General features: G+C 53.9%; 32 protein-coding genes. 5 read left to right on the top strand and 27 right to left on the bottom strand.

The annotated features are described in order from the left end of the window. Window positions 1-3 precede the first annotated feature (3 nt). From V9K95_RS20460 to V9K95_RS20445, 4 genes are all read right to left on the bottom strand, one after another. Window positions 4-1305 (bottom strand): 2-oxo acid dehydrogenase subunit E2, encoded by a 1302-nt coding sequence (locus V9K95_RS20460; protein ID WP_115055354.1) that lies wholly within the window; start codon window positions 1303-1305, stop codon window positions 4-6. 1 nt (window position 1306) lies between these two features. Further along, window positions 1307-2323 carry an alpha-ketoacid dehydrogenase subunit beta gene (locus V9K95_RS20455; protein ID WP_336441838.1) on the bottom strand — a complete coding sequence of 339 codons (1017 nt, stop codon included), beginning with the start codon at window positions 2321-2323 and terminating at the stop codon, window positions 1307-1309. A 5-nt stretch (window positions 2324-2328) separates the two neighbouring features. Beyond that, on the bottom strand, window positions 2329-3576 hold the full coding sequence (locus tag V9K95_RS20450) for a 3-methyl-2-oxobutanoate dehydrogenase (2-methylpropanoyl-transferring) subunit alpha (protein WP_115055358.1): 1248 nt from the start codon (window positions 3574-3576) through the stop codon (window positions 2329-2331). 288 nt (window positions 3577-3864) lie between these two features. Continuing rightward, window positions 3865-5013, bottom strand: a complete 1149-nt coding sequence (locus tag V9K95_RS20445) for a DUF2336 domain-containing protein (RefSeq protein WP_336441839.1) — start codon at window positions 5011-5013, stop codon at window positions 3865-3867. A gap of 124 nt (window positions 5014-5137) precedes the next feature. Here V9K95_RS20445 and V9K95_RS20440 point away from each other — a divergent pair, with 124 nt between their 5' ends. Both V9K95_RS20440 and V9K95_RS20435 read left to right on the top strand, forming a co-directional pair. Beyond that, window positions 5138-5629 (top strand): MaoC family dehydratase, encoded by a 492-nt coding sequence (locus tag V9K95_RS20440; protein ID WP_336441840.1) that lies wholly within the window; start codon window positions 5138-5140, stop codon window positions 5627-5629. Then, entirely contained in the window at window positions 5629-6498 is an 870-nt protein-coding gene (locus V9K95_RS20435; protein ID WP_336441923.1) for an HpcH/HpaI aldolase/citrate lyase family protein, read from the top strand. The genes V9K95_RS20440 and V9K95_RS20435 overlap by 1 nt, the downstream gene beginning before the upstream one ends. A gap of 7 nt (window positions 6499-6505) precedes the next feature. Here V9K95_RS20435 and V9K95_RS20430 read toward each other — a convergent pair whose 3' ends face one another. Continuing rightward, on the bottom strand, window positions 6506-7099 hold the full coding sequence (locus tag V9K95_RS20430; protein ID WP_115055413.1) for a nitroreductase family protein: 594 nt from the start codon (window positions 7097-7099) through the stop codon (window positions 6506-6508). 123 nt (window positions 7100-7222) lie between these two features. On the opposite strand from V9K95_RS20430, the gene V9K95_RS20425 reads away from it, so the two are divergent. Next, a complete protein-coding gene (locus V9K95_RS20425) occupies window positions 7223-8290 on the top strand; it encodes a hypothetical protein (protein ID WP_115055364.1) in 1068 nt (355 codons plus the stop codon). A 442-nt stretch (window positions 8291-8732) separates the two neighbouring features. Here the strand turns inward: V9K95_RS20425 and V9K95_RS20420 are convergent, their stop codons facing one another. The 4 genes from V9K95_RS20420 to V9K95_RS20405 all read right to left on the bottom strand — a co-directional run bounded on the left by V9K95_RS20420 (window position 8733) and on the right by V9K95_RS20405 (window position 14773). Then, window positions 8733-9557, bottom strand: a complete 825-nt coding sequence (locus V9K95_RS20420; RefSeq protein WP_336441841.1) for a lysophospholipid acyltransferase family protein — start codon at window positions 9555-9557, stop codon at window positions 8733-8735. Between the two features lie 86 nt (window positions 9558-9643). Continuing rightward, on the bottom strand, window positions 9644-11626 hold the full coding sequence (gene thrS / locus V9K95_RS20415) for a threonine--tRNA ligase (RefSeq protein WP_307284576.1): 1983 nt from the start codon (window positions 11624-11626) through the stop codon (window positions 9644-9646). 282 nt (window positions 11627-11908) lie between these two features. Next, entirely contained in the window at window positions 11909-13222 is a 1314-nt protein-coding gene (locus tag V9K95_RS20410) for a replication-associated recombination protein A (RefSeq protein WP_336441842.1), read from the bottom strand. A 111-nt stretch (window positions 13223-13333) separates the two neighbouring features. Beyond that, window positions 13334-14773 (bottom strand): DegQ family serine endoprotease, encoded by a 1440-nt coding sequence (locus tag V9K95_RS20405; protein WP_307284568.1) that lies wholly within the window; start codon window positions 14771-14773, stop codon window positions 13334-13336. A 157-nt stretch (window positions 14774-14930) separates the two neighbouring features. On the opposite strand from V9K95_RS20405, the gene V9K95_RS20400 reads away from it, so the two are divergent. Continuing rightward, complete coding sequence (locus V9K95_RS20400) at window positions 14931-15755, top strand: AraC family transcriptional regulator (protein ID WP_336441843.1); 825 nt, start codon at window positions 14931-14933, stop codon at window positions 15753-15755. Between the two features lie 102 nt (window positions 15756-15857). Further along, window positions 15858-16469 carry a LysE family translocator gene (locus tag V9K95_RS20395; protein ID WP_115055374.1) on the top strand — a complete coding sequence of 204 codons (612 nt, stop codon included), beginning with the start codon at window positions 15858-15860 and terminating at the stop codon, window positions 16467-16469. A 184-nt stretch (window positions 16470-16653) separates the two neighbouring features. On the opposite strand, the gene rplQ is transcribed toward V9K95_RS20395, so the two are convergent. The 18 genes from rplQ to rpmC form a co-directional block, all read right to left on the bottom strand. Then, a complete protein-coding gene (rplQ, locus tag V9K95_RS20390; protein ID WP_115055376.1) occupies window positions 16654-17082 on the bottom strand; it encodes a 50S ribosomal protein L17 in 429 nt (142 codons plus the stop codon). A gap of 97 nt (window positions 17083-17179) precedes the next feature. Continuing rightward, window positions 17180-18193 (bottom strand): DNA-directed RNA polymerase subunit alpha, encoded by a 1014-nt coding sequence (locus V9K95_RS20385; protein WP_008124954.1) that lies wholly within the window; start codon window positions 18191-18193, stop codon window positions 17180-17182. A 124-nt stretch (window positions 18194-18317) separates the two neighbouring features. Continuing rightward, complete coding sequence (gene rpsK / locus V9K95_RS20380) at window positions 18318-18707, bottom strand: 30S ribosomal protein S11 (RefSeq protein ID WP_008124952.1); 390 nt, start codon at window positions 18705-18707, stop codon at window positions 18318-18320. 128 nt (window positions 18708-18835) lie between these two features. Further along, window positions 18836-19204, bottom strand: coding sequence for a 30S ribosomal protein S13 (gene rpsM / locus V9K95_RS20375; protein ID WP_008124949.1), 369 nt, complete (start codon window positions 19202-19204; stop codon window positions 18836-18838). A gap of 211 nt (window positions 19205-19415) precedes the next feature. Next, on the bottom strand, window positions 19416-20066 hold the full coding sequence (locus V9K95_RS20370; protein WP_307284552.1) for an adenylate kinase: 651 nt from the start codon (window positions 20064-20066) through the stop codon (window positions 19416-19418). Then, entirely contained in the window at window positions 20063-21403 is a 1341-nt protein-coding gene (gene secY, locus V9K95_RS20365) for a preprotein translocase subunit SecY (protein ID WP_115055380.1), read from the bottom strand. The genes V9K95_RS20370 and secY overlap by 4 nt, the downstream gene beginning before the upstream one ends. A 213-nt stretch (window positions 21404-21616) precedes the next feature. Next, entirely contained in the window at window positions 21617-22093 is a 477-nt protein-coding gene (gene rplO / locus V9K95_RS20360) for a 50S ribosomal protein L15 (RefSeq protein WP_115055382.1), read from the bottom strand. Window positions 22094-22110: 17 nt separating this feature from the next. Next, complete coding sequence (gene rpmD, locus V9K95_RS20355; RefSeq protein ID WP_008124941.1) at window positions 22111-22311, bottom strand: 50S ribosomal protein L30; 201 nt, start codon at window positions 22309-22311, stop codon at window positions 22111-22113. A gap of 67 nt (window positions 22312-22378) precedes the next feature. Next, a complete protein-coding gene (rpsE, locus tag V9K95_RS20350; RefSeq protein ID WP_008124939.1) occupies window positions 22379-22945 on the bottom strand; it encodes a 30S ribosomal protein S5 in 567 nt (188 codons plus the stop codon). Between the two features lie 167 nt (window positions 22946-23112). Beyond that, complete coding sequence (gene rplR, locus V9K95_RS20345; protein WP_336441844.1) at window positions 23113-23475, bottom strand: 50S ribosomal protein L18; 363 nt, start codon at window positions 23473-23475, stop codon at window positions 23113-23115. Between the two features lie 12 nt (window positions 23476-23487). After that, complete coding sequence (gene rplF / locus V9K95_RS20340; protein ID WP_115055384.1) at window positions 23488-24021, bottom strand: 50S ribosomal protein L6; 534 nt, start codon at window positions 24019-24021, stop codon at window positions 23488-23490. Between the two features lie 25 nt (window positions 24022-24046). Next, window positions 24047-24445 carry a 30S ribosomal protein S8 gene (gene rpsH, locus V9K95_RS20335; RefSeq protein ID WP_008124933.1) on the bottom strand — a complete coding sequence of 133 codons (399 nt, stop codon included), beginning with the start codon at window positions 24443-24445 and terminating at the stop codon, window positions 24047-24049. 12 nt (window positions 24446-24457) lie between these two features. Further along, window positions 24458-24763 carry a 30S ribosomal protein S14 gene (gene rpsN / locus V9K95_RS20330; protein ID WP_008124931.1) on the bottom strand — a complete coding sequence of 102 codons (306 nt, stop codon included), beginning with the start codon at window positions 24761-24763 and terminating at the stop codon, window positions 24458-24460. Between the two features lie 25 nt (window positions 24764-24788). Beyond that, complete coding sequence (rplE, locus tag V9K95_RS20325; RefSeq protein ID WP_115055386.1) at window positions 24789-25346, bottom strand: 50S ribosomal protein L5; 558 nt, start codon at window positions 25344-25346, stop codon at window positions 24789-24791. Next, the gene (rplX, locus tag V9K95_RS20320) at window positions 25339-25650 is read right to left on the bottom strand and encodes a 50S ribosomal protein L24 (RefSeq protein WP_008124927.1); all 312 of its coding nucleotides are present in this window, start codon (window positions 25648-25650) and stop codon (window positions 25339-25341) included. The genes rplE and rplX overlap by 8 nt, the downstream gene beginning before the upstream one ends. Window positions 25651-25660: 10 nt before the next feature. Then, window positions 25661-26029, bottom strand: coding sequence for a 50S ribosomal protein L14 (gene rplN / locus V9K95_RS20315; RefSeq protein WP_008124924.1), 369 nt, complete (start codon window positions 26027-26029; stop codon window positions 25661-25663). A gap of 84 nt (window positions 26030-26113) precedes the next feature. Then, complete coding sequence (gene rpsQ / locus V9K95_RS20310) at window positions 26114-26356, bottom strand: 30S ribosomal protein S17 (protein WP_115055388.1); 243 nt, start codon at window positions 26354-26356, stop codon at window positions 26114-26116. Between the two features lie 11 nt (window positions 26357-26367). Continuing rightward, window positions 26368-26568: a 50S ribosomal protein L29 gene (gene rpmC, locus V9K95_RS20305; RefSeq protein WP_008124920.1), complete on the bottom strand. Its 201-nt coding sequence runs from the start codon at window positions 26566-26568 to the stop codon at window positions 26368-26370. Window positions 26569-26580: the final 12 nt, after the last annotated feature.

The raw sequence follows: 26580 nt of genomic DNA, 5'->3' as shown, positions 1-26580 counted from the left end.
GGCTCAGTCCTCAACAAATATCATGGCTGGCGTTTCGAGAAGCGCCTTGATGCGCTGGATGAATACGGCGGCATCCCAGCCGTCGATGACCCGGTGGTCGAAGCTTGACGACAGGTTCATCATCTTGCGCGGTATGAAGGCAGTGCCGTCCCACATGGGCCGGATCATGATCTTGTTGACGCCGATGATTGCTACTTCCGGGTGATTGATCACAGGCGTGGTCACCACGCCGCCCATGCTACCGAGTGAAGTGATCGTTATCGTCGAGCCACTCAGCTGTTCACGTGTCGCTGTACCCGTTTTTGCAGCATCTGCCAGCAGATTAACCTCGGCAGCACAGTCCCAAAGCGTTCTTGCCTCGGCATGTTTGACGACCGGCACGACGAGACCGCCAGGCGTCTGCGCGGCAATCCCGATATGCACGCCCCCATGCTGATGAATAATATTCGCCTCGTCATCATACAGAGCATTGAGCTGCGGCTGATCGGCAATGGCCTTGACCATGGCCCGCATCAAGAACGGCAAGATCGTCAGCTTGGCCTGATCCGGGCGCTTTTTGCTATTCAGGGCTGCCCGCAGCTCTTCCAAGGATGTCACGTCGATTTCTTCGACATAGGTAATATGCGGAATCCGGGATTTCGCGATTGCCATTTTCTCGGCAATCTTGCGGCGAAGCCCGACAACCTTGATCTCCTTGACGGAATTGTCCGGGCTGAGCGCTGCACTACCGGGTTTCTGCGAGCCGCGCGCGAAGAAGGCATCAAGATCTTCGTGAGTGATCCGGCCTGCCGGTCCTGTACCACTCACTTGACGCAAATCAACGCCGGAATCACGCGCACGCTGGCGTACAGCTGGAGAAGCCAAAGGCTTTTCACCTTCGCTACGGGGCGCGCTCGTATTGAAAACAGGTTTGGCAGCGGGCTTTACAGCTTCCTGTGGCTTTGCAGCAGCTGCTGCAGGCTTGCTCTCGGACTTTGCGGCCTCGGCAGGCTTTTCATCCGGTGCAGGCGCTTCAGCCTTGGCAGGCTTGGAGGGCTCCGCGGCTGCCGGTGCATGACCCTCGCCGTCGATCTTCAGGCGAATAATCGGCGAGCCGATCGGAATGACCTCACCGATCTCACCGCCAAGCCAGATGATCTCGCCATCGACCGGCGACGGGATTTCCACCGTTGCCTTATCGGTCATCACGGCGGCAAGAACCATATCCTCGCGTACCAGATCACCGACCTTTACATTCCATTCGACAAGCTCTGCTTCTGCAACGCCTTCGCCGACATCCGGCAGCTTGATGACATATTCGCCCATCTTAGAGCCCCTCCAGCGTTTCAACCAGCGCACGCCCGACCCGCGATGGCCCGGGGAAGTAATCCCACTCCTGGGCATGGGGATAAGGCGTGTCCCAACCGGCAACGCGAGCCACCGGCGCTTCAAGCTTATAGAAACAATGTTCTTGCACGAGTGCCGCCAGTTCCGCGCCAAAGCCCGATGTCAAGGTCGCCTCGTGAACCACGACACAGCGCCCGGTTTTTGAAACGGATTCAATAATCGTTTCGAGATCGAGCGGGAGTAATGTGCGCAGGTCGATGATTTCCGCATCAATATTATGTTCAGCTGCAGCGGCCTCTGCCACGTAAACCATGGTGCCATAGGTCAGGATCGTTAGCTGTGAGCCTTCACGGCGCTTGATGGCTTTGCCCAGCGGCACCGTATAATGACCATCAGGCACTTCGCCGAGATCGTGCTTGGACCACGGTGTGACTGGCCGGTCGTGATGTCCATCAAACGGACCATTATAAATGCGCTTGGGCTCAAGGAAGATCACCGGATCCGGATCTTCTATTGCCGCAATAAGCAGCCCCTTGGCATCATATGGGTTGGACGGCACAACCACCTTCAGGCCCGAAACATGGGTAAAAAGCGCTTCCGGGCTCTGGCTATGTGTTTGCCCACCGAAAATGCCGCCGCCGACCGGCATGCGCACGACCATCGGGCAGGTAAAGTCGCCATTCGAGCGATAGCGCAAGCGTGCAGCCTCCGAGACAATCTGGTCATAGGCGGGGTAGACATAATCTGCGAATTGGATTTCAACACATGGCTTAAGTCCATAGGACGCCATGCCAATTGCAGTTCCGACGATGCCCGCCTCATTGATGGGCGCATCGAAACACCGCGTCTTTCCATATTTTGCCTGCAGCCCTTGCGTGCAGCGAAAGACGCCACCGAAAAAGCCGACATCCTCGCCGAACACAACCACGTTTTCGTCGCGTTCCATCATTGTATCCATCGCATCGCGGATGGATTCGATCATTGTTTTACGTGGCATTTGGCTTAAACCCCCGCCTGCTGACGTTGACGGCGAAGATGCGGAGGCATTTGTTCATAAACACCCTCGAACATATCGCGCGCTGATGGCTTGCCTCCGGCATGCAATGTTCCGAAGCTTTCGGCTTCTTTCTGCGCAGCGATGACTGTGTCGAGTATCTCGGCTTCGGTCTGGGTATGACGCTCTTCCGACCATGCGCCGCGTGCAATCAGGTGGTTCTTCAACCGAACAATAGGATCGCCCAGAGGCCAGGCCTCCGACTCCATCTTGGGCCGATAAGCAGATGGATCATCCGAGGTCGAATGCGCGCCGGCGCGATAGGTAACATATTCCACTAGCGTCGGCCCCAGATTGCGGCGTGCGCGCTCGGTTGCCCACTGCGCCACTGCAAAAACCGCGAGGTAATCATTGCCATCGACGCGCAGCGCCGGAATACCGAAACCAAGGCCACGCGCTGCAAAGGTACCTGAGCCACCGCGCGCAATGCCTTGAAATGTCGAAATCGCCCATTGATTATTGACGATATTGAGAACTACCGGCGCCTTATAGGTTGAAGCGAAAACCAGCGCGGCATGGAAGTCAGACTCAGCCGTGGAGCCATCGCCGATCCATGCGGCAGCTATCTTGCTGTCTTTCTTGATGGCGGATGCCATGGCCCAGCCAACACCTTGAATATACTGGGTGGCCAGATTGCCAGAGATCGAGAAAAAACCGTGTTCTTTGGAAGAGTACATGATTGGCAGCTGCCTGCCCTTCAACGGATCGCGCTCGTTGGAGTAGATCTGGCACATCATTTCGACCATGGGATACCCGCCGGCGATCAACAGACCAGCCTGACGATAGGTCGGAAAATTCATATCGCCCTGCACCAGCGCCTTACGGAAAGCGCAACTGACTGCCTCCTCGCCAAGATGCTGCATATAAAATGAAGTCTTGCCCTGCCGCTGGGCGATCTGCATACGCGCATCGAACGTGCGCAGCGTCATCATATGGCGCAGACCTTCAACCAGCTGATCGTCGGTCAGCAGATTTGCCCATGGCCCGACAGCCTCGCCTTCAGGGTTAAGCACACGAATAATCGAAAATGCGAGGTCACGCATGTCTTCAGGGTTTGTATCGACATCGGGGCGTCTCACCGAGCCTGCATCGGGAAAGGTGACGTTGGAAAAATCCGGTGTACCGCCCGGACGCACAGCCGGTTCAGGGACGTGCAGACTTAGCGGGCCAAACTCAACACTACCATTGTCCGACATTATGCAGACCTCCCAATCGATTATGCCTTTGTCCATAATAGCATAAAAGACCAATGGGGCGGCAACGGGCCGTTTGGCACAATCGAATTGCTGTATCTAGAGTTTTGAATCAGAAATCAGACATAAACGCCTGATTTAATTAGGTTTACTAAGTATAATATTGGAAATCATGGCTTTCAATGCCAATAAAAAAGCAATGATGCGCCGGTTCTGGTGCGGCGCATCGATTATTTCATTCAAAGAGTGGCACTATTTTGTAATGAAATGTTCGATCAAGCGGTCAGAAGCCTATGCCGCCGCTATCGACAACATGCTTCGGCGCGCATTTTCGCGAATAGCATCGCGGTGAATACCGTTGAGCAAGGAAAGCAAATCATCATTTGCGGCGGCGGGAACAGCTCCTGCATAGGCCTCTACCGCCGTGATCTGCTCAATCATTGCGCGTGCGACATCATGCAAACCCAGCTTGCGCTTGCCGTTGATAGTATCGCGCCATGCCTGAACTGCGGTGCACAGGGAAGCGTGTGTGCTTTCGGCCAAACTTGCAGCGCTAAACAGCGCCCCCAGCACGTTCGGACGACCGTCAATGAGCAGGCCGCGCACGCGACTGTGCTTGTAACCGGACAGCGCAACAAGGATCGCGCCGAAGAAATCGATCTGTCCTTTCGCAACCACCCGAATGACAAAAGCTGTTGTTATGTCACCGCGCAGTTGTAGGTGTTCAACGAGAGCCGGATATTCTTCGATAGGCGTTGCGGCAACGAGTCCGATGGATGCTTTGACACAGGCATCATGTGTCATTCGTTCCGCTCTGCGACCTCCCATGAGTGCCTGCACAATATTCATCTGGCACAGCGCCTCTGCGGTCTTGACTGCAAGCGAGTGGCGGCAATCGGCTGGCAGGCTTTCATGATCGACGAGCAATGCACGTACTTCGGCAATATGTCCTAACCGTTCAAGCAGCCGACGATAACTCACCGGCATTATTTTCGCCTGTGTATTGGCCAGCAGCTCCAGTATGGCATCGATCTCGCCAACTTCGATAATGGCGGCACAAACAGTTGGCGAAACGCGTGCCCGACCGGCAATGACGCGTTGCGCCTCTCCGCAACCACTCACAACACAGTCAATCAGGTCGCTATCGCTGAGCAAAACCGAGCGGCCGAGCATATAGGTCGAGATTTCAATCTGGTCGCGTGCGAGACTAGCAACGATATGGGCAGGAGCGCGGACACTTGTAGAAAACGCCTCAGCCAGCGCGAGGCGCACTTTTGGCGAAGAATCGTCCAGCAGGAGCGTTAGTACAGCCTCTGTCGCGCAACGCTCATCATTGTCGAGTTCTGAATGCAGATAGATATGCGCCAAAGCCGCCGTTGCATGACAACGTTGCGCCACTGACGCATTCTCGATCATTCTGAGATATTGCTGTACCGGCATCCCTTATCGCCCCCATTTTTCTAGCAAAAGCCTAGCGGAAAAAGGTTTACGATCAGTTCACCATATCCATTAACCATGACGACAAGGGTTTTGCCCCTGTTGCGATCCGCAGAGCACCGTCATAATGTCCCGCAAATCATTGCGGAGGTTCGAAATCATCATGGCTGGATTGTATCTGGAAGAGTTCGAGGTCGGACGCGTTTTCAATCATTCGCTTCGCAAAACGATCACTGAAAGTGACAATATGCTATTTTCGGTCATGACATTGAACACCCAGCCGCTGCATATTGACTTTGATTTTGCCAGCAAGACAGAATGGGGAAAGCCTCTCGTCAACTCATTGTTTACGTTGGGTTTAATGATCGGTATTTCTGTCAATGACACAACGATTGGCACGACAATTGCCAATCTCGGCATGACCGATGTCACTTTTCCTTCCCCGCTATTTCATGGCGATACAGTACATGTTGAGACTGAGGTTATTTCAACACGCCCGTCCAAATCCAAGCCTGATCGCGGCATTGTCGAGTTCGAACACCGTGCCTTCAACCAGCATGGTGTTCTCGTTGCAAAATGCACGCGGCAAGCCATGATGAAATCAAAGAGTGCGACGTGATGCGCTCGCTCCTGTTTGTTCCCGGCGATTCGGAAAAGAAACTTGAAAAAGGACTCGCCAGCGAAGCCGACATGCTTTTGATCGATCTTGAAGATTCGGTAAGCGCAGAGCGCAAGGCCGCCGCGCGGCAGATCACCGCTGATTTTCTGAAATCGAACCGCGGTACGGCCTCGCCTCGCCTTTTCGTTCGCATCAATGATCTCTCCAGCGGTTTCGCCGATGATGATCTTGCCGCCATTATGCCGTCGCTGCCCGTTGGCATTCTTCTGCCCAAATCCAATAGCGGTAAGGATGTGACGCGGCTTTCGGTGAAACTGAATGTGCACGAAGCGCAGGCAGGGCTTTCTGAAGGCGTCACGCAGATCATTGCAATCGTTACCGAGACTGCAATTGGTACCTTGTCTGCAGCCACCTATCCGGATGCATCCAAACGATTAATCGGCCTCAGTTGGGGTGCGGAAGACCTTTCGGCAGTTATCGGCGCAACCGCGGTGCGCAACGAGGCGGGTCATTACACGGACGTGTTTCGCATGGCTCGCGCCTTGACGGTCCTTGGCGCATCCGCCGCTGATGTTGCGGCCATTGATACGGTCTACATCGACTATCGCAATGAAGAAGGTCTTGCCCGCGAATGCACCGAAGCCGCGCGCGATGGTTTCACAGCCAAACTGGCAATTCATCCGGCCCAGGTCGCAATCATCAATCAGATTTTCACGCCTTCGGCTGAAGCGGTCGATCAGGCAGAGCGTATCGTTGCAGCCTTTGCGGCTGAGCCCGCTGCCGGTGTAATTGGTATTGATGGTAAAATGTTCGACCGCCCGCATCTGAAGCGGGCGGAGCGGCTCATTGCCAGAGCGCGATCATTTTGATCTTACGCTAGCCTTTCCACGGCCCCGAATATTCGGAAAGTACCGCATCCACTTCCGGGCGAGGCCGCTCCGGCACTTTCTGCGCGCAAGTTCCAATATGAACAAACCCCGTGACCCGCTCATGTGGGGCCAGCCCTAGCAGCGCCCGGCCCTTTTCGTCCGACGAGTACCAATTGCTGATCCAATTGGTGACATAGCCCAATGCATTGGCAGCCAGGCAAAGCTTCATCGCCGCCGCACCCGAGGAAAGAAACTGCTCCCACTCCGGAATATGATGTTCAACTGGAGAGAACACCACACCAATGACCAGCGGAGCGCGAGCAAAGCGCTTCAGTTCCTGCTCGCGGCGTTGTTCAGTCAGTGGCCCTTCACGTTCTTCACAAAGTTCGGCGAGATATTTCCCGACTTCGACACGTGCATCACCCCGATACAGAATAAAGCGCCAGGGCGTCAGACGACCATGATCCGGCACACGCGAAGCAATCGTAATGATCTTGCGAATCTCTTCGTCAGATGGTCCTGGAAGGCCGATGGCCGAGATCGGGGTGGAGCTTCGTGTCGACAAAAAATCGAGGATTGGATTGGATGAGGAAGTGTTCATGGAATAATCGTAGCGACCCTGTTGCACTATTGCGCGGACAATGGCTTCGTTTTGTCGGTCAAGTAAAGACATGAGAGCGAGAAAAGCCTTGAAATTGCCATCGGCTTCGGATCAAAAGCTTGCATGGGCGTATTCCAGACAATTGCCACGGGCAGCATTTTCCGCAAACCCTTGTTTGCTATCGCGGCATGTGCGTGTCTGGCGTCGGGACCAGTCGCATTTGCACAGTCGCTGACACCGGATTCACCGGAAGTCGCCCCGCTTGAGCTACCCACCATTGCGCCGCCCGCCGGTAAAGGCGATATACCTAAAATTCCCAATCTGAATGAATATGCCAATCCAAAGGCTCCGCAGAACAATCCGCTGGTCAATGAGCCCGAGCTTGTTCTTACTGCAAAACTTTCAGACGAGAGTGAAGCGATTGGCCGGGGGCTGGTATGGCGGGTATTCTCACCCGATCCCGGCCCCGACGGCAAGCTGGCGCTTCTCGCCACTGCCAAAGGCGGTACCACTTCGTTCAATCTTGCTCCCGGCAGCTACCTGATCCACGTCGCGTTTGGCCGCGCTGGCGCAACCAAGCGCATTTCCATGACACGCGCCAAGCGCACTGAAACAATGATCCTCGATGCTGGCGGGATCAAGCTTAATGCTGTGCTTGCTGGCGGCGGTCGCATTCCTCCCGATCGTCTGCGATTTTCGATTTATGAGGATCATGAAGACGCCAATGGCGAACGCGCTTTGATCATTCCCGATGTCAAGCCGGACAGCGTTGTCCGTCTGAACACTGGAACCTATCAAATCGTGTCAAACTACGGCACGGCGAACGCCGTCATTCGGTCTGACATCCGCGTTGAGGCAGGTAAAATCACGGAAGCGAATGTTGAACACCGCGCGGCACTGATGACGATGAAACTGGTGCGCGAAGCTGGCGGCGAAGCGCTTGCCGATACGGCTTGGTCTGTTCTCACCACGTCAGGTGATATTGTCCGGGAAAGCGTGGGGGCTTTCGCATCCATGGTGCTTGCGGAAGGTGATTACGTCATCATCGCCAAGAACAAGGACAAGATTTACCAGCGTGACTTCAAGGTTGTTGCCGGTCGCAATCAGGATGTGGAGGTCATCGCCTCCAATGGCGCAAGCACGGCGGCAAGCGCCAACCAGCCGGCGAAAGGCGAAGAGCCGCTGGACTGACCCCTAACATCTGCTCAAAACAGGCTGCATGGCTGCTTTGCGTGGTTCGACAAGCTCACCATGAGGAGCGTGGTGAGCTTGCATGCCAATCTCCCCCTACCTCAAATCCCTCCCACCTGATGCATGCCAGCCTCCACCTTTCCTCATGGTGAGCGTGTCGAACCACGCATCACGCATTTGCAAATCTTGTTTGCTCGGTAACATTCAGCTCATCGCACATTGATGGATTTGCCGGGGAAAAAGGCTAAACCTCGCTTATTAGCTGCATAACCGCTTTGCGTGGTTCGACGGGGCTCACCATGAGGAAGTGTGGGGATTGCAGGGGCAAATCTCCCGCGCTGGAAGCTGGCGGGCAATTCACCACCTTCCTCATGGTGAGCTTGTCGAACCACGCACCACATGCGCAAATTCACTAAACGCCAGCGACATGAGTATTGAGCTCTTATTTGCTCGATGAACCCGGCTGCAGCGAAAAAACAGCATTATAGAGATATTGCAAAAGCGTCTGGCGATCTTCCAGCACCTTCAATTCATCCCAACTGATGATATTGCCGATCCGCACATTGATGGATTTACCGGAAAGACGCCGGAATTCTCGAATCAACAATGATATGCGCAGCGTCATCGATACTTTGCTGGCGAGGTGAAATAGCCAGCCATTCTGCCCGCTGAAGTAGACTGGAATGACAGAAGCCTGTGCTTGCCTGATGAGCTTGGCAGGGAATATTTTCCAAGGCAGATCTTCCGCACGACCAAAACCCTTGCGCGCTGTCGCAACACCGCCTGCTGGAAAGACAATGATTGTCACGCCTTCCTTGAGCAAGCGCACTGCTTCGTGCCGCGTTGCCATGTTCATCGCCATGGCTTCCTTGGTTTCGTCGAAACATACCGGCAAGGCATAAGGGCGGATTTCCGGTACTTTCAGCAGATCATTATTGATCAGCACGCGGAAAGGCCTGCCCAATTGTTCGGCCAGCGCCAAAGCTGCGATGCCGTCTCCAATACCGAATGGATGATTAGCAATAAGCACCAGCGGCGTGTTAGGCAGATTTTGCGGCGGCCACTGATCCGGCCCCTCTAACCTGATGTTGATCAGTTCCATCATGCGGCAAAAAACATCGATACCAGCGGGGACTATCTCAGTTCGCCATACATTATACAGCCCGACATAATGATTTCTGCCCGAGATCGCCTCAATCGAGCGGATCAGCCATTGCGTAAGGCGCGTCTGGGTATCGTTGGCATAGGAAAGTTCGGAAAACTGCACCGCGTGAAAACCCCGGAGGTTAATTCGGGGATTATCCCGGATATTTGTGACAGCGCGATGAAATCACCGCGCTGTCAACGGCATTGTCATTCGGCAGCCAGACGCAGAAGATCGGGAGGCGTAGCCTCGTGCTTCAGTTGCTGTATTGCCTCGTCCAATGAGAGAGAAGTCTGGTTTTGCGAACCAAGACGGCGCATATTCACTGTTCGCTCTTCCGCTTCACGCATGCCGCAAACGAGAATCACCGGAACTTTCTGCAAGGAATGCTCACGCACCTTGTAGTTGATCTTCTCATTGCGGAAGTCGGTTATGACCTGAAGACCTGCGGCTTTCAGCTCCTTGGCGACCTGACGGCCATAATCATCGGCTTCCGTCGTGATCGTCGCAACCACAACTTGCACCGGCGCGAACCATAGCGGCATGTGACCCGCAAAGTTCTCGATCAAAATGCCAAGAAAGCGCTCCATGGAACCGCAAATGGCGCGATGGATCATAACCGGCTGCTTCTTCTCCGATGTTGAGTCGATATAAAATGCACCGAAACGCTCCGGCAGGTTGAAGTCGACCTGAGTCGTGCCGCATTGCCACTCACGGCCAATAGCGTCCTTCAGCGTATACTCGAATTTGGGGCCGTAAAACGCACCCTCGCCCGGCAGAATTCCAGTTTTGATGTCGTTTGACTGTTGCTGGATCTGCTCAAGTACGCCGGTCATGACCGCCTCGGCACGGTCCCACAATTCATCCGAGCCAACGCGTTTTTCAGGACGGGTCGAGAGCTTGATCGTGATCCCTTCGAAGCCGAAATCCTTGTACACTGAAAGGATCAGATCATTGATGCGCAGACATTCTGCGGCCATCTGCTCATCCGTGCAGAACACATGCGCGTCATCCTGCGTAAAGCCACGCACACGCATCAAACCATGCAACGCGCCTGATGGCTCATAGCGATGCACATTGCCAAATTCTGCAAGGCGCACCGGCAGATCGCGGTATGATTTCAGGCCATGCTTGAATATCTGCACATGACCCGGACAGTTCATCGGCTTAAGCGCAAAGACGCGTTCATCGTCGGTCTCGTCGCCTGCGACCGTCACCTTGAACATATTGTCACGATACCAGCCCCAGTGACCGGAAGTCTCCCAAAGCGACTTGTCGAGCACTTGCGGTGCGTTGACCTCCTGATAGACGCCATCAAGCCGCCGACGCATATAGCTGACCAGAGACTGGAACATGCGCCAGCCCTTGGCATGCCAGAACACGACGCCCGGGCCCTCTTCCTGGAAATGAAACAGGTCCATTTCACGGCCGAGCTTGCGATGGTCGCGCTTTTCTGCCTCTTCCAGCATATGAAGATAGGCGTTGAGATCATTATCATTGGCAAAGGCGGTGCCATAGATGCGGCTCAGCATCGGATTGTTGCTATCACCGCGCCAATAGGCACCTGCAACCTTCATCAACTTGAAGGAGTTGCCGATCTGCCCTGTTGAGGCCATATGGGGTCCACGGCATAGATCATACCAGTCGCCCTGAGCATAGATTTTCAGGTCCTGCCCTTCGGCAATCGCATCAACGAGCTCAACCTTGTAGACTTCGCCCTTTTCGGCAAAGACCTGACGGGCCTTTTCACGCGACCAGATTTCCTTGGTAAAAGGCTTGTTGCGGGCGATGATCTCCCGCATCTTCTTCTCGATCAGCGGAAGATCTTCCGGCGTGAACGGCTCATTCTTGGCAAAATCATAATAGAAGCCGTTTTCAATAACAGGCCCGATTGTAACCTGCGTGCCGGGGAAAAGCTCCTGTACCGCTTCCGCCAGAACGTGCGCGCAATCATGACGGATGAGTTCAAGCGCGCGCGGATCATCGCGGGTCAATATTTCGATAGCGCCTGAGGCACCAAGCGGATCAGACAAATCGCGGACCGTGCCATCGACAGCATAGGCCACAGCTTTCTTGGCGAGCGATTTTGAAATGGATTCTGCAAGTTCCGCACCGGTCATGGCGGCGTCATAATCACGCTTTGAGCCATCGGGGAATTGCATGGATACAGTTTTGGCAACTGCTTGCGACATAAGGCTTCTCCTATCCAGTCCCGCCAACGATTGCGGGTGGTTTTCTAAAACTCCCGGATTTCTTATCCGGTCGCGGACTTCTAAATGCAGATTGCTTTGAGGTAAAGAGGTTTGGGATAAAAGCATGCATAGATCATGTGCGTGGTTCGACGGGGCTCACCATGAGGAAACTCGTTGATTGCAGAAAGTTGAATTTTCCACGCTGGAGACCATTATTGCAGACACCGATCTTTCCTCATGGTGAGCCCCGTCGAACCACGCATAGCGATTGTGCAGCCAACGCTACTCCTCGCCGCGTTCCTGGCGCAGCTTTTGCCAATATTCCATGCGCTTGCGGATTTCCCGTTCGAACCCGCGCTCCGGCGGATCGTAGAAGCTTTGCCGTCCAAGCGCTTCCGGAAAATAGTTCTGCCCGGAAAAGGCGTCAGGCTGGTCATGATCATAGGCATAACCCTTGCCATAACCCTCACCCTTCATCAGCTTTGTCGGCGCATTGAGAATATGTTTGGGCGGAAGCAGTGAGCCATTGGCCTTGGCCGCTCCCATTGCTGCCTTATAGGCTGTATAAACTGCATTGGATTTCGGCGCCGTAGCGAGATAGACGCAGGCTTGCGCCAGCGCCAGTTCACCTTCAGGCGACCCCAGATAATCATAGGCATCCTTTGCTGCATTGCAGATGACCAGAGCCTGCGGATCGGCAAGGCCAATGTCTTCGCTTGCCATGCGAACGAGCCTGCGTCCCAGAAACAACGGGTCTTCACCAGCATCGAACATGCGGCACAAATAGTATAATGCCGCGTCGGGATCAGAGCCGCGCACGGATTTATGCAAGGCAGAGATCAGATTGTAATGGCCATCCTGCCCCTTATCATAGACAGGAGCGCGCCGTTGCACGATCTGCTGCACCCGTTCCGCATCAAAAACCTCGCCTTCACGCGCCGCGCGCCAAACCTCTTCAGCCAGCGTCAAAATTGCGCGGCCATCACCATCCGCCATGCGTACCAGACTTGCCCGCGCCTCGTCATTCAACGGCAGCGCTTTGCCCTCATGGCTTTCCGCCCGCTCGAGCAATGCCACAAGACTGGTTTCATCATGGGGTTTAAACACCAGAACCCGCGCCCGCGATAGCAAAGCCGCATTGAGTTCAAAGGAGGGATTTTCCGTCGTGGCGCCCACCAGCACGATCGTTCCATCCTCCATGACCGGCAGAAAAGAGTCCTGCTGGGCGCGGTTGAAGCGATGAATTTCGTCGACAAAGAGCAATGTCTGGCGGCCGGACATTTTCCGTGACCGTGCCATCTCAAAGACCTTTTTCAGGTCGGCCACACCGGAAAATATTGCAGATATCTGCTCAAATGCGAGATTTGTCTCATTGGCGAGCAGCCGGGCAACGGTGGTCTTGCCTGTTCCAGGCGGTCCCCAGAAGATCATCGATCCGAGCGAACCGGAATCGATCATCCGCGTCAGCGCGCCTTCCGGTCCCGTCAGATGTGTCTGGCCGGTGACCTCGCTCAGGTTACGCGGTCGCAGGCGGTCAGCAAGCGGTCTGCTCCTGTTCGAAGCAGGATCGCCGCTTACTGAAAATAAATCCGCCATGCTCTTGCTGCCTTGTCGCGTCTAAAGCAATTCCAGCAAAAGTGTGAAGCGGTTTTGCGTCCGAAATTGCGTAAAAAAGTTTAGAGCGTCGTTTTTAAAAAGCAAAACGCTCTACCGAATGATCTGACGAATTATGGCACCCCCGCGCTCAAATTCGAAGCGCCAAAGCACGGGATTGGTCGACATTGCCTTGCTAAGATCGGCAATACTGTCAATTGAGGTGCCATTTATGCCCCGGATAATATCGCCGGGTTGCAAACCGATACGCGCAGCTGGAGAGTTTGGATAGACCTTGTCAACAGCAACACCGTCCGTCCCCTCCGGCAAGCGCAAACGCGCCAGGCTTGCAGGGCTTAGCTTGAGAACAAGTGCACCCGAAAGCGGGTTCTTGCCTTGAATCATCAGTTTATTGTCCGCAGAGTCAGGATCGGGCTTTTGCAAAGTCACTGAGACGGACTTTTCCTTGGAACGGCTCAATATGTCGAACTTGACTGTCTTGCCGATGCCCGCCGTCGTCATGCGATATCCAAGCCCATCCGGATTTTCAATGCGAACGCCATCAACATTCAACACCACGTCGCCAACCTGCAGTCCGCCTTTATCAGCCGGGCCACCTTTGGTGATATCGGTTACGAGCGCGCCGTAAGGCTGTCTCATTCCAAGACTTTCGGCCACATCAGCGGTCACGTTTTGGAAAGCAGCACCGATATAGGGGCGCTCGAATGTGTCTGCGCCGCCCTTGGCTGTATCAACAACTGCGCGCACCATATTGGCCGGTATGGCAAATCCGATTCCAACGGAGCCACCGGACTTGGAGAAAATTGCGGTATTCACACCGACAAGTTCTCCATCCATGCCAATCAAGGCGCCGCCCGAATTACCAGGATTGATGGCCGCATCGGTCTGAATGAAAAAATCAAAGTCGGAAATACCGACGCGCGTGCGCGCCTGTGCCGAGACGATACCGCTCGTCACAGTCTGACCGACACCGAACGGGTTACCGATAGCCAGAACCAGATCACCCACCTCAACCTTGTCGGAATCTGCAAGTTTCAAAGATGGCAGCGGTTCGCCGGCATCAATTTTCAATATGGCCAGATCTGTCGACTCATCCTTGAGAAGGACTTTCGATTCAAACTCGCGGCCATCTGACAGCGCGATTTTTACGGTGTCAGCGTCGCGGATGACATGATTATTGGTTACGATAATACCCGAACCGTCCACAATCACGCCGGAGCCAAGGGACGACTGAACGCGAGGCGGACCGCTAAACTGTCTCCCACCGAAGAACTGTTCAAAAAATGGATCCCCCGCAAAAGGCGAGCGTTGCTGAACCGAATGGGCCGCGTAGACATTGACCACAGCGCCCGCTGTCTGTTTGACCAGCGGCGCAAAGGATAGTTGCGCCTCAGTACGGCTTTCCGGCACTTGCTTTGTAGTATCTGCAGTTTGCGCATAAACCGGAAGAGCGGTAGCGGAAAAGACAGCCGCACCAAGCAAAATCGCCCGGGCCGAAGCGCCTATTGTCGAGCTTCGCGAAACAGAACCCATATTAATCTCCGATAGCTAATGAATCAGTCAAACTGCTTCGACCAATGTGGTGATTTCGAGCGAGGATACCAGCTATTAAACAAAGCAAATTTGAGACATATCGTTTCACCATCAGCTTATTTGATGCGACTTCCTCTTTAATCGGCATTCAGATAATATGCACCAAACAGGCGATGGACGATTGGGCAATATAAGAGGCCATTTCCGGATTTATCCGAGCGGCAATCCTGGCATACAAATTGTCGAGGCGACCACGCGCCATTCTTTTGCCCGCCATACACATGACCAGTTCGGCATTGGCGTCATTCATCAAGGCGCACAAAAATCCCTTAGCGGGCGCGGTACTGTGGAAGCCGGACCGGGTTATGTCATCACCGTCAATCCCGGCGAAATACATGATGGCGTACCAATCGGCGATTCAGGCCGCTCTTGGCGGATGATCTATTTTGACCCCGCTCTCATTGAAAATATCATTGATGATATTAACGAAGGTGGTGCGACCACAACAGAATTCACTGAACCGGCCATGGATAACGCCCTCGCCGCCAAACAATTTCAGGAGCTTTTCAGCGCCTTGACGCGCAATGCGCATGAGCCGCTTCTTCCTGAAGAAAAACTGATTGACCTGCTTTCCATCACGCACAAAAAACCAGCTAAATCAGAACCGATCCCCCCTGCCATTCATATGGTGAGGCAGCACATAGATGATGCACCAACCGCATCATATACTTTGTCGGATCTGGCAAAAATAAGCGGCCTTAGCCGTTTTCAGGTTCTGCGAGGCTTTGCAGCGGCAACTGGCTTTACCCCCCACGCCTATCTTATGCAGCGACGCGCCGATATTGCCCGCCGCCTGATCTTGCAAGGCATGGCGCTTGCAGAAACTGCGGCAGCAAGCGGCTTTGCCGACCAAAGCCACATGAACCGCATTTTCGCGCAAAAGTTTGGATTGTCGCCCGGTTCCTATGCGGCATCGCTATAGTTAAGCCTCCGGCCATCTGGCGATAAGCGCTGCAATCCTGTCCAAGACGCTGCCAGCATTCCTTGATTTAATCCTTCTCCATAAGAGTAAGGAGCTTAGACTATGAGTCTGGAATTTATCATCACATCACTGATCATTGTCATATCGCCCGGTACCGGCGTGGTTTATACGCTGGCGACCGGATTGACGCGGGGCGCAAGAGCGAGCATCGCCGCGGCGTTTGGTTGCACAATCGGCATAATTCCCCATATGGCAGCGGCGATAGGCGGGCTGGCTGCTATCATGCATACGAGCGCCATTGCGTTTCAGACGCTCAAATATCTCGGCGTTATCTATCTTTTGTTCATGGCGTGGAATGCTTTGCGCGATAACGGCTCACTACGGGTGGATCAGGAAAACACCGAAAGCTCATTTAGTCGTGTAACTTTGACCGCAATCCTCATTAATATTCTTAATCCGAAACTATCGATCTTCTTTCTCGCTTTCCTGCCGCAATTCGTAACCGCAGATGAAAGGCGACCCGTGCTGACCATGCTCGGTCTCAGCGGTGTGTTCATGGCAATGACATTCGTTGTCTTCGCCATTTATGGGCTCTTTGCAGCTTCTGTTCGAGACAAGGTAATTTCCCGGCCCATCGTTCTCACATGGATGCGCCGCTCATTCGCCGCTGCTTTTATCGGGTTGGGTATAAAGCTTGCTTTGACACAGCGCTAAGTTCGGGTGGGTGCCTTCAAGATCTCCACAATCACTAAGCTATCGATAGGCAGTCGATACGCCTCGCTTACCAACGAGAGCCACAATGTTGCGCACCCTCTGCGCTGGTTGGATAGTCCCCAAAGCCACAAACAGAAAAAGGGAGCTGAAGCTCCCTTTAAACTTTCTACCGTAGAAGCGTTGATTACGCTGCTTCGGCTTCGTTAGCGCGCTCTTCTTCAACGCGGGCCAAATCCTTAGAACCCTTTGCGCTGACATCACGATCAACGAATTCGACAACTGCGAGCGGTGCATTGTCACCGGTGCGGAAGCCTGCCTTCATGATGCGGATGTAGCCGCCATTACGCTGACCATAACGTGGTGCAAGCGTATCGAACAGCTTGGCAACCAGCTTGGCATCGCGGATAGCCGAGATGGCCTGACGACGAGCGTGCAGATCACCGCGCTTGCCGAGTGTGACAAGCTTTTCTACGATTGGACGAATTTCCTTGGCCTTGGGCAGCGTTGTCACGATCTGCTCATGCTCGATCAAAGATGCAGCCATATTGGCAAACATCGCCTTACGATGGCTGGCAGTCCGGTTAAGCTTGCGGCCTGAATTACCGTGGCGCATGAGCCTTCTCCTTCAGTTTTCTTTTCGGGCTCATTGCCCGGGCTAATTATTCAGTTCGGGCTCATTGCCCGGGCTTATTTGTCGGGCAGAGCCCGGATTAGTACTGGTCTTCGTAACGCTTGGCGAGATCTTCGATGTTCTCTGGCGGCCAAGCTGGAACTTCCATACCAAGATGGAGGCCCATGGAAGCCAGAACTTCCTTGATTTCGTTCAACGACTTGCGACCGAAGTTCGGTGTGCGCAGCATTTCTGCTTCTGTCTTCTGAATGAGATCGCCAATGTAGACGATATTATCATTCTTCAGGCAGTTTGCCGAGCGAACCGAAAGTTCGAGTTCATCGACCTTCTTGAGCAGAGCAGGATTGAACGCGAGTTCAGTAACCTGTTCCTGCTGAACTTCTTTTTGCGGCTCGTCAAAGTTGACGAAGATCGCCAGCTGGTCCTGAAGAATACGTGCTGCGTAAGCAACAGCATCTTCACCGGAGATCGAACCATCTGTCTCGATCTGGAGGATCAGCTTGTCATAATCGAGAACCTGACCTTCACGGGTGTTCTCGATTTTATAGGAAACCTTGCGGACCGGTGAGTAAAGGCTATCGACTGGAATAAGACCAATCGGAGCATCTTCTGCGCGGTTGCGGTCAGCTGGAACATAACCCTTGCCGGTGTTGACAGTGAATTCCATGCGGATTTCAGCGCCTTCATCGAGCGTGCAGATAACGTGTTCCGGGTTGAGAATTTCAATATCGCCAACAGTCTGGATATCGCCAGCTGTTACAACGCCTGGGCCTTCCTTACGGACGACCATGCGCTTTGGACCATCGCTTTCCATGTGGATAGCGATTTCCTTGATGTTGAGGACGATGTCTGTAACATCTTCGCGAACGCCAGGGATCGACGAGAATTCATGCAGAACGCCGTCGATCTGTACCGCAGTCACGGCAGCACCGCGCAGCGAAGACAGAAGAACGCGGCGCAAGGCATTGCCCAGCGTCAAGCCATAACCGCGCTCTAGCGGTTCAGCGACGACAGTAGCCTTGGTCTTCGAGCCGGAAGTCTGAAACTCGACCTTGTTCGGCTTGATCAATTCTTGCCAGTTTTTCTGGATCATCTATGTTTTCCTTATCCTTGCCAGTGCCACCATCCAATCGTGGCCTTGAAGCGTGGAAACCCCGTCAGGGGCTTGAAGCCGATGAGTTGAAATCAACCCACCGGCCAAATCCTAGAGCAAAAGACTAGACGCGACGACGCTTGCGCGGACGGCAGCCATTGTGCGGGATCGGTGTCACGTCACGGATCGATGTGATTGTGAAACCTGCAGCCTGCAATGCGCGCAAAGCGGATTCACGGCCGGAACCAGGTCCGCAAACTTCAACTTCCAAAGAACGCATGCCGTGTTCCTGTGCCTTCTTTGCACAATCTTCAGCAGCCATCTGAGCAGCAAATGGTGTGGACTTGCGCGAGCCTTTGAAGCCCTGCGCACCAGCCGACGACCAAGCAATTGCATTGCCCTGCGCATCAGTGATGGTGATCATTGTATTGTTGAATGTCGAATTCACGTGGGCAACGCCCGACGAAATGTTCTTCCGCTCGCGGCGGCGAACGCGTGTGGCTTCCTTGGCCATAGTAGTCCTTTCAGTTGATCTCGACGCCTCCGTATTTCCAGAGGCTCCACCGTGGTTCAGTTAACGTGTGAAACCAGCACGTCCGCCCCAAAAGGCAGAACCGGCGCAGCGAACCGCGCCGGACAATATTACTTCTTCTTGCCGGCAATTGCCTTGGCAGGACCCTTACGGGTGCGCGCATTTGTATGCGTGCGCTGACCGCGGACCGGAAGCGAGCGGCGATGACGCAGACCGCGATAGCAGCCCAAATCCATCAGACGCTTGATGTTCATGGAAACTTCACGACGCAGATCACCCTCAACGTGGTAATCACGATCGATCGTTTCACGGATCTGCAACACTTCGGCATCGGTCAACTGATTGACGCGACGCTCTGCAGGAATGCCGACTTTCTCGACGATTTCCTGTGCAAATTTTTGACCAATCCCGTGAATGTACTGAAGCGCGATAACAACGCGCTTGTTCGTCGGGATGTTGACGCCAGCGATACGAGCCACGTCTGTTCTCCTTGTTAACCGGCAGAGCTGGATTACCGATACGGCGGCCAGATGACGGGATGAAAATTAATATTCGAGGACAAACATAAACGATCAGCCCCGAACCTTTATTACTGGATCGGCGCCGACCGCTTTATATCCAAGCGAATTTGCGCCGTACTTGAAGGAATCGCTGTCAAAAGTCAACTCCTCCAAGAAAATTAAGTCAGTCCTAGAGTTCCGACAGAATTTTCTCGATCGATGCCGTGACCTCTTCAAAGTCGGCCATGCCATCAACCTTCTTCAACTTGCCCTTGGCATAGTAGTAGCCAATCAACGGCGAAGTCTGCTTGTAGTATGCCTCAAGGCGCGTGCGCACCGTTTCAGCATTGTCGTCCGGACGGCGTTTGAATTCCGTCGAGCCGCATTTGTCGCAGACACCCGCAACTTTCGGCTTTTTATTGGTATCGTGATACCCGGTCCCGCATTTTGCGCAGGTATATCGGCCCGATATGCGCTCGACGAGAACGTTGTCGTCCACTTCAAGCTCGATCACGCAATCCAACTCCAGATCCTTATCAGCGAGCATGCGCTCTACTGCATCGGCCTGAACCAGAGTGCGCGGATAGCCGTCGAGAATAAATCCCTTGACTGCATCCGGCTGATCAATGCGTTCGGAGACGATCGCATTGACGATCTCGTCAGAAACCAGATTGCCGGCATCCATGACGGCTTTGGCCTTCAGGCCTACATCTGTTCCCTTAGTGACTGCTTCGCGCAACATGTCCCCCGTGGAGAGTTGCGGTATGCCTAACTTTTCGACCAAGCGCTGAGATTGAGTTCCCTTACCTGCCCCCGGTGGTCCGAGAAGTATTAATCTCATCTGTTGCGTTTCCCTCCACGGAGCTTCGACTTCTTGATAAGCCCCTCATATTGATGCGCGATCAGGTGCCCCTGGATCTGTGCAACCGTATCGAGCGTAACGCTCACGACGATCAGCAGCGACGTGCCGCCGAGATAGAAAGGAACACCAGCCCACGAAATAAGGAACTCCGGCAGCATGCAGATCAGAACCAGATAGGCTGCGCCGAGGACTGTGATACGGGTGAGTACAAAATCGATATATTCTGCTGTACGCTCACCGGGACGAATGCCAGGAATGAAGCCTGAATGCTTCTTCAACTGATCGGCAGTGTCCTTCGGATTGAAGACAAGCGCCGTGTAGAAGAAGGCGAAGAAAACGATCATCGCAGCGTACAGGAACATATAGGCAGGCTGGCCATGGCCAAGCGAAGACAGGATGCTCGTCGCCCAGGCAGGCATTTGTTCATTCTGGGCAAATCCGGCAACGGTTGCAGGCAAAAGCAGCAACGAGGAAGCGAAGATCGGCGGGATAACGCCAGCAGTGTTCAGCTTCAAAGGCAGATGCGAAGTATCGCCCTGGAACATGCGGTTACCGACCTGACGCTTCGGATACTGGATCAGAAGGCGGCGCTGTGCGCGTTCAACAAAGACGATAATACCGATAACAGCAATCGTCAGCACGATAATCGCCAGAATCACGCCTGTGGACAAAGCGCCGGTACGGCCAAGCTCCAGTGTACCGGAAATGGCTTGCGGCAGGTTGGCAACGATGCCCGAGAAGATGATCAGCGAAATACCGTTACCGATGCCGCGCGCAGTAATCTGCTCGCCAAGCCACATCAGGAACATTGTGCCGCCGACAAGAGTGATCACTGTCGAGAACAGGAAGAAGGGCCCCGGATCGGTGACAATGCCCTGACTGCCCTGCAAACCGACAGCAATCGCATAGGCCTGTACAGTCGCAAGCAGCACGGTGCCGTAGCGTGTATATTGATTGATAACCTTGCGGCCCTGCTCGCCATCCTTCTTCAACTGCTCGAGAGCAGGAATGACGGACGTCATGAGCTGGACGATGATCGATGCCGAGATATAAGGCATGATACCAAGCGCAAAGATCGCCATGCGTTCAACCGCACCGCCTGCGAACATGTTGAACATGCCGAGGATACCCTGCGCCTGATTGTTGAAAGCCTGAGCGAATGCGCCGAGATTGATGCCCGGCAACGGGATATAGGTGCCAAGCCGGTAAACCAGCAATGCGCCAAGTGTAAACCAGATACGCTTCTTGAGCTCACTGGCTTTTGAAAAAGCTGAGAAATTGAGATTTGACGCGAGCTGTTCAGCGGCTGAAGCCATTATAGTCTCCGGTCTGTGCCGTCAGAGCGGTATCCCGCTTCGACTTTTGTTCTTTCGCCATTTCAAACGGAAAACCGGCAGCCACTTTTCCTGAAATTGCGTTAGAGCCCGTTCTAAACCCGGTATCGAGAATCGACGGTCTTACCCCCAAATATGATGTGGGGAGAAAAGGTACAAGCGGCGATCGTAAAGATCGCCGCTTGCCTGTCCGTATTATTCTGCTGCTGCAGGTGCAGCTGGCAGCTTGACTGTACCGCCGGCCTTTTCGATCTTTTCGATCGCAGCCTTTGATGCACCGGAAACTTCGAAAGTTACCGCAGTCGTGATTTCGCCGTCAGACAGAAGACGAACGCCATCCTTGGCGCGGCGGATAACGCCGGCAGCCTTGAGCGTTTCAATCGTGACAGCAGCCTTCGGGTCGAGCTTCTTGGCATCGATTGCAGTCTGCACGCGGCCGACTGAAACGGTGTTGAAGTTCTTCGAGAAGATGTTGGTGAAACCGCGCTTTGGCAAGCGACGGTAAACTGGCATCTGTCCGCCTTCGAAACCGTTGATGGCAACGCCCGAACGGGACTTCTGACCCTTGACACCACGACCGGCTGTCTTGCCGGAACCAGAACCAATACCGCGGCCGACGCGCTTGCGAGCCTTGGTTGCGCCTGGATTTTCACTCAGATCATTGAGTTTCATTTGTCTAATCTCCGGTATCAAGCCTCGTCCACGACGCGGACGAGATGTTGAACCTTGGCAATCATGCCGCGAATTGAAGGCGTATCTTCAAGTGTGCGACGACGATGCATTTTATTGAGGCCCAGGCCAACAAGCGTTGCACGCTGTTCTGCCGGACGGCGGATAGGGCTGCCGATCTGTTCGACCGTAACCGTCTTACCCTTCTTCTTCTCAACCATGACTTTGTCCTTTAGTCTCTACAGTGAGCAAAGCCGTAGGCCCTGCCCTGCTGCGCCACTTTATGGCCTATTCTTCCGAACCGACCACATCGCGGCGGCGAGCCTGCAGTGTCGAATACTTGATACCGCGCTGTGCAGCGATGTCCTTCGGGTGCATCTGATGCTTGAGAGCATCGAATGTCGCGCGAACCATGTTGTATGGGTTCGACGAACCGAGTGACTTGGCAACAACGTCCTGTACGCCGAGAGTCTCGAAGACTGCGCGCATTGGACCACCGGCGATGATACCCGTACCAGCTGTAGCTGCACGAAGCAGAACCTTGCCGGCGCCGTGACGGCCATGCACATCGTGATGCAATGTACGGCCCGAACGCAGCGGAACGAAGATCATTTCGCGTTTGGCAGCTTCAGTTGCCTTACGGATAGCTTCCGGCACTTCGCGCGCCTTGCCATGACCAAAACCAACGCGGCCCTTCTGATCGCCGACAACGACGAGAGCAGCAAAACCGAAACGACGTCCGCCCTTAACAACTTTGGCGACGCGGTTAATGTGTACTAGCTTGTCAACGAATTCGCTATCGCGCTCTTCGTTACGGCCACCACGATCGTCGCGGCCTCTCTTTTCCTGTGCCATGCTCCTAATTCCTTTTTCTTTTCCGGTAGCACGAATGACATTACAGCGCCGTGGATATGAATTGATCCACATAGATCGCGTAACAGTTTTAGTACGCGAAGTCCGGCTTACAAGAGACGAGCCCTTGCAGTCCCGGACTTCGAAAGTCTTGACCCTGAAGTCCGATCTTAGAAACTAAGACCTGCTTCGCGGGCAGCTTCAGCAAGCGCCTTTACACGGCCGTGGTAAATATACGCGCCACGATCGAAGACAACTTCCTTGATGCCAGCCTTGACGGCGCGCTCTGCAACGAGCTTGCCAACCAGTGCCGCTGCATCCGAATCTGCACCAGTCTTCAGCTCGCCCTTGAGGTCAGCTTCGAGAGTGGATGCGGATGCAATAGTGTGACCATGCGCATCATCAATGATCTGCGCATAGATATTCTTTGAAGAACGGTGGACGCTGAGCCGCGGACGGTCACCGGCAACCGCCTTGAGCTGGCGGCGAACACGCGAAGCGCGACGCTGAATGATTTCTTTCGGCGATGCCATGACACGAGTTCCTTACTTCTTCTTACCTTCTTTGCGAACGATCTTCTCGCCCGCATATTTCACGCCCTTGCCCTTGTAAGGCTCTGGGCTACGATATTCGCGAATTTCAGCTGCGACCTGGCCTACCTGCTGCTTGTCGATGCCGGTTACGACGATTTCCGTCGGCTTCGGCACTGCAACTGTGATGCCTTCCGGCACCTGATAGACAACTTCGTGGCTGAAGCCAAGTGACAGCTGCAGGTTTTTGCCCTGCATGGCTGCACGATAGCCGACGCCGCTGATTTCAAGACGCTTTTCAAAACCGTCCTTAACACCCGTGAAGATGTTGACGACCATAGTGCGGCTCATGCCCCACTTTGAACGAGCGACTTTGGAGTTGTCACGCGGGTTAACGCTGACAGCACCGTCTTCAAACTTGACCACTACGTCGTCATTGGCAACGAAGGACAATTCGCCCTTCGGGCCTTTGGCCTTGATGGTCTGGCCGTCTACGCTGGCTGTTACGCCTTGCGGGACTGCCACTGGTTTTTTACCGATACGAGACATTTTTCAAACCTTTTCAAGCCGGTGCTTAGAATATACGGCAGAGCAGTTCGCCGCCGACATTCTGTTCACGTGCCTCGTGGTCTGCCATAACGCCCTTCGGCGTCGACAGGATCGAAATACCAAGACCGTTCGCAACCTGCGGGATCGACTTGACCGACACGTAAACGCGGCGACCGGGCTTCGAAATACGGGTAATCTCACGAATTACCGGTACATTCTCAAAATACTTCAGTTCGATTTCGATTTCGGACTTGCCGTTATCGAAGTCAACCTGGCTATATCCACGGATATAACCTTCGGACTGAAGAACATCCAGAACGCGAGCGCGAAGCTTGGAGGCTGGTGTTGAAACCTTGCCCTTCTTGCGCATGATTGCGTTACGGATACGTGTCAGCATATCGCCGAGAGGATCTGTCATAGACATCGCGTTCTCTCCTTACCAGCTCGATTTCACGATGCCAGGCACCTGGCCGAGCGAACCCAGCTGGCGCAATGCGATACGCGACATTTTGATCTTGCGGTAATAACCGCGCGGACGACCCGATACTTCGCAACGATTGCGAATACGAACCTTGGTGGAATTGCGTGGCAGTTCTGCCAGCTGGATTGTGGCGCGGAAGCGCTCATCCAGAGGAAGCGACTGATTCATCACGACAGCCTTCAGGCGCGCCCGCTTTGCAGCGAAACGCTTAACCAGAAGACCGCGGCGCTTGTTCTTTTCGACTGCGCTCGTCTTTGCCATTTCAAATACCTCGCTACGCTTGCCGTTACTGGCGGAAAGGGAAGTTGAAGGCGCGCAGAAGAGCGCGGGCTTCATCATCCGTTTTTGCAGTCGTGCAAACGATGATGTCCATGCCCCAGATCTGATCAACCTTATCGTAGTTGATTTCCGGGAACACAATGTGTTCCTTGATACCCATGGCAAAGTTGCCACGGCCGTCAAAGCTCTTTGGATTCAGGCCGCGGAAATCTCGAACGCGTGGAAGCGCGATCGTGATCAGGCGGTCAATGAATTCGTACATGCGCTCTTTACGAAGAGTTACCTTCGTACCGATCGGCATATTCTCACGCACCTTGAAGGTAGCGATCGAATTGCGCGCACGGGTAATAACCGGCTTCTGGCCAGCAATCAATGCCAGATCTTCAGCTGCGACAGTTGGCTTCTTCGAGTCAGCTGTTGCTTCGCCTACACCCATGTTGAGAACAACCTTGGTGATGCGTGGGATCTGCATCTCGTTTTCGTATTTGAACTCTTCGAGAAGAGCTTTACGAACCACGTCGAAGTACTGTGTCTTCAGACGAGGTGTAATGTTTGCATCAGCCATCGATCAGATCTCCTGAACGCTTTGCTACACGTACCTTCTTGCCGTCCTCTAGGACCTTGAAACCAACGCGAGTTGGCTTGCCGTCCTTGTCGGCAATAGCAATGTTCGACAGATGGAGCGGCGCTTCTTTCGAAATAATGCCGGCTTCCTGGCTCTGTGTCTGCTTCTGGTGACGCTTTACAAGATTAACGCCGCGAACGAGCGCTTGCTCATCCTTCGGCAAAACTTTGATTACTTCGCCGGTACGGCCCTTGTCCTTACCAGCCAGAACGACAACGCGGTCGCCTTTACGGATCTTCTGCATCGTCTGCTCCTTACAAAACTTCTGGAGCCAGCGAGATGATCTTCATGTGGCTCTTTGCGCGAAGTTCGCGCGGAACCGGTCCGAAGATACGCGTGCCGATAGGCTCTTTCTTATTGTCGATCAAAACAGCAGCGTTCTTGTCGAAACGAATTACGCTACCATCTGCGCGACGGATGTCTTTGGCTGTACGAACAACCACAGCCTTCATCACGTCACCCTTTTTAACACGGCCGCGCGGAATTGCTTCCTTGATCGAAACGACAATAATGTCGCCGACCGAAGCATATTTCCGCTTCGAGCCGCCCAGCACCTTGATGCACATGACACGACGTGCGCCGGAATTATCCGCCACGTCGAGGTTTGTTTGCATCTGAATCATGACTAGCCGCCTTCTTCTTGTTCAACCGGACTGGGCTTTCTTTGCCCCTCGCGATTGTTGCGTACTTACATACAGATATTAATATTAACTTGCTGGGGCGTCAGTTACGACAACCCAACACTTGTCTTTCGAAATTGGCTTGGATTCCTCGATGGAAACCCGGTCGCCAACCTTGAACTGGTTGCTCTCATCATGCGCCTTGTACTTCTTGGACTGGCGCACAGTCTTCTGGAGGAGCGGGTGCGAATAGCGCCGCTCGACCTTGACCACGATGGTCTTGTCGTTTTTGTCGCTCACGACAACGCCCTGCAGAATGCGTTTAGGCATGGTTTTCTTCCTTAAGCCTTGCTCTCGACCGCTTTTTGGCGGGCGACAGTTTTGATGCGCGCAATATCACGGCGGATCTGCCGAACGCGAGCGGTTTTTTCCAACTGACCGGTTGCCTTCTGGAAGCGCAGGTTAAACTGCTCTTTCTTCAGCGAACCAAGTTCTTCATTCAACTGATCGAGGCTCAAGGCCCGAACTTCTGCGGATTTCATAACATCCACCCC

The sequence above is a fragment of the Phyllobacterium sp. CCNWLW183 genome, from assembly GCF_037203775.1.
In the GTDB taxonomy this organism is placed as follows: Bacteria; Pseudomonadota; Alphaproteobacteria; order Rhizobiales; family Rhizobiaceae; genus Phyllobacterium; species Phyllobacterium ifriqiyense.
The sequence above is the reverse complement of the archived record's forward strand: the minus strand, read 5'-3'. Positions and strand labels throughout refer to the sequence as shown.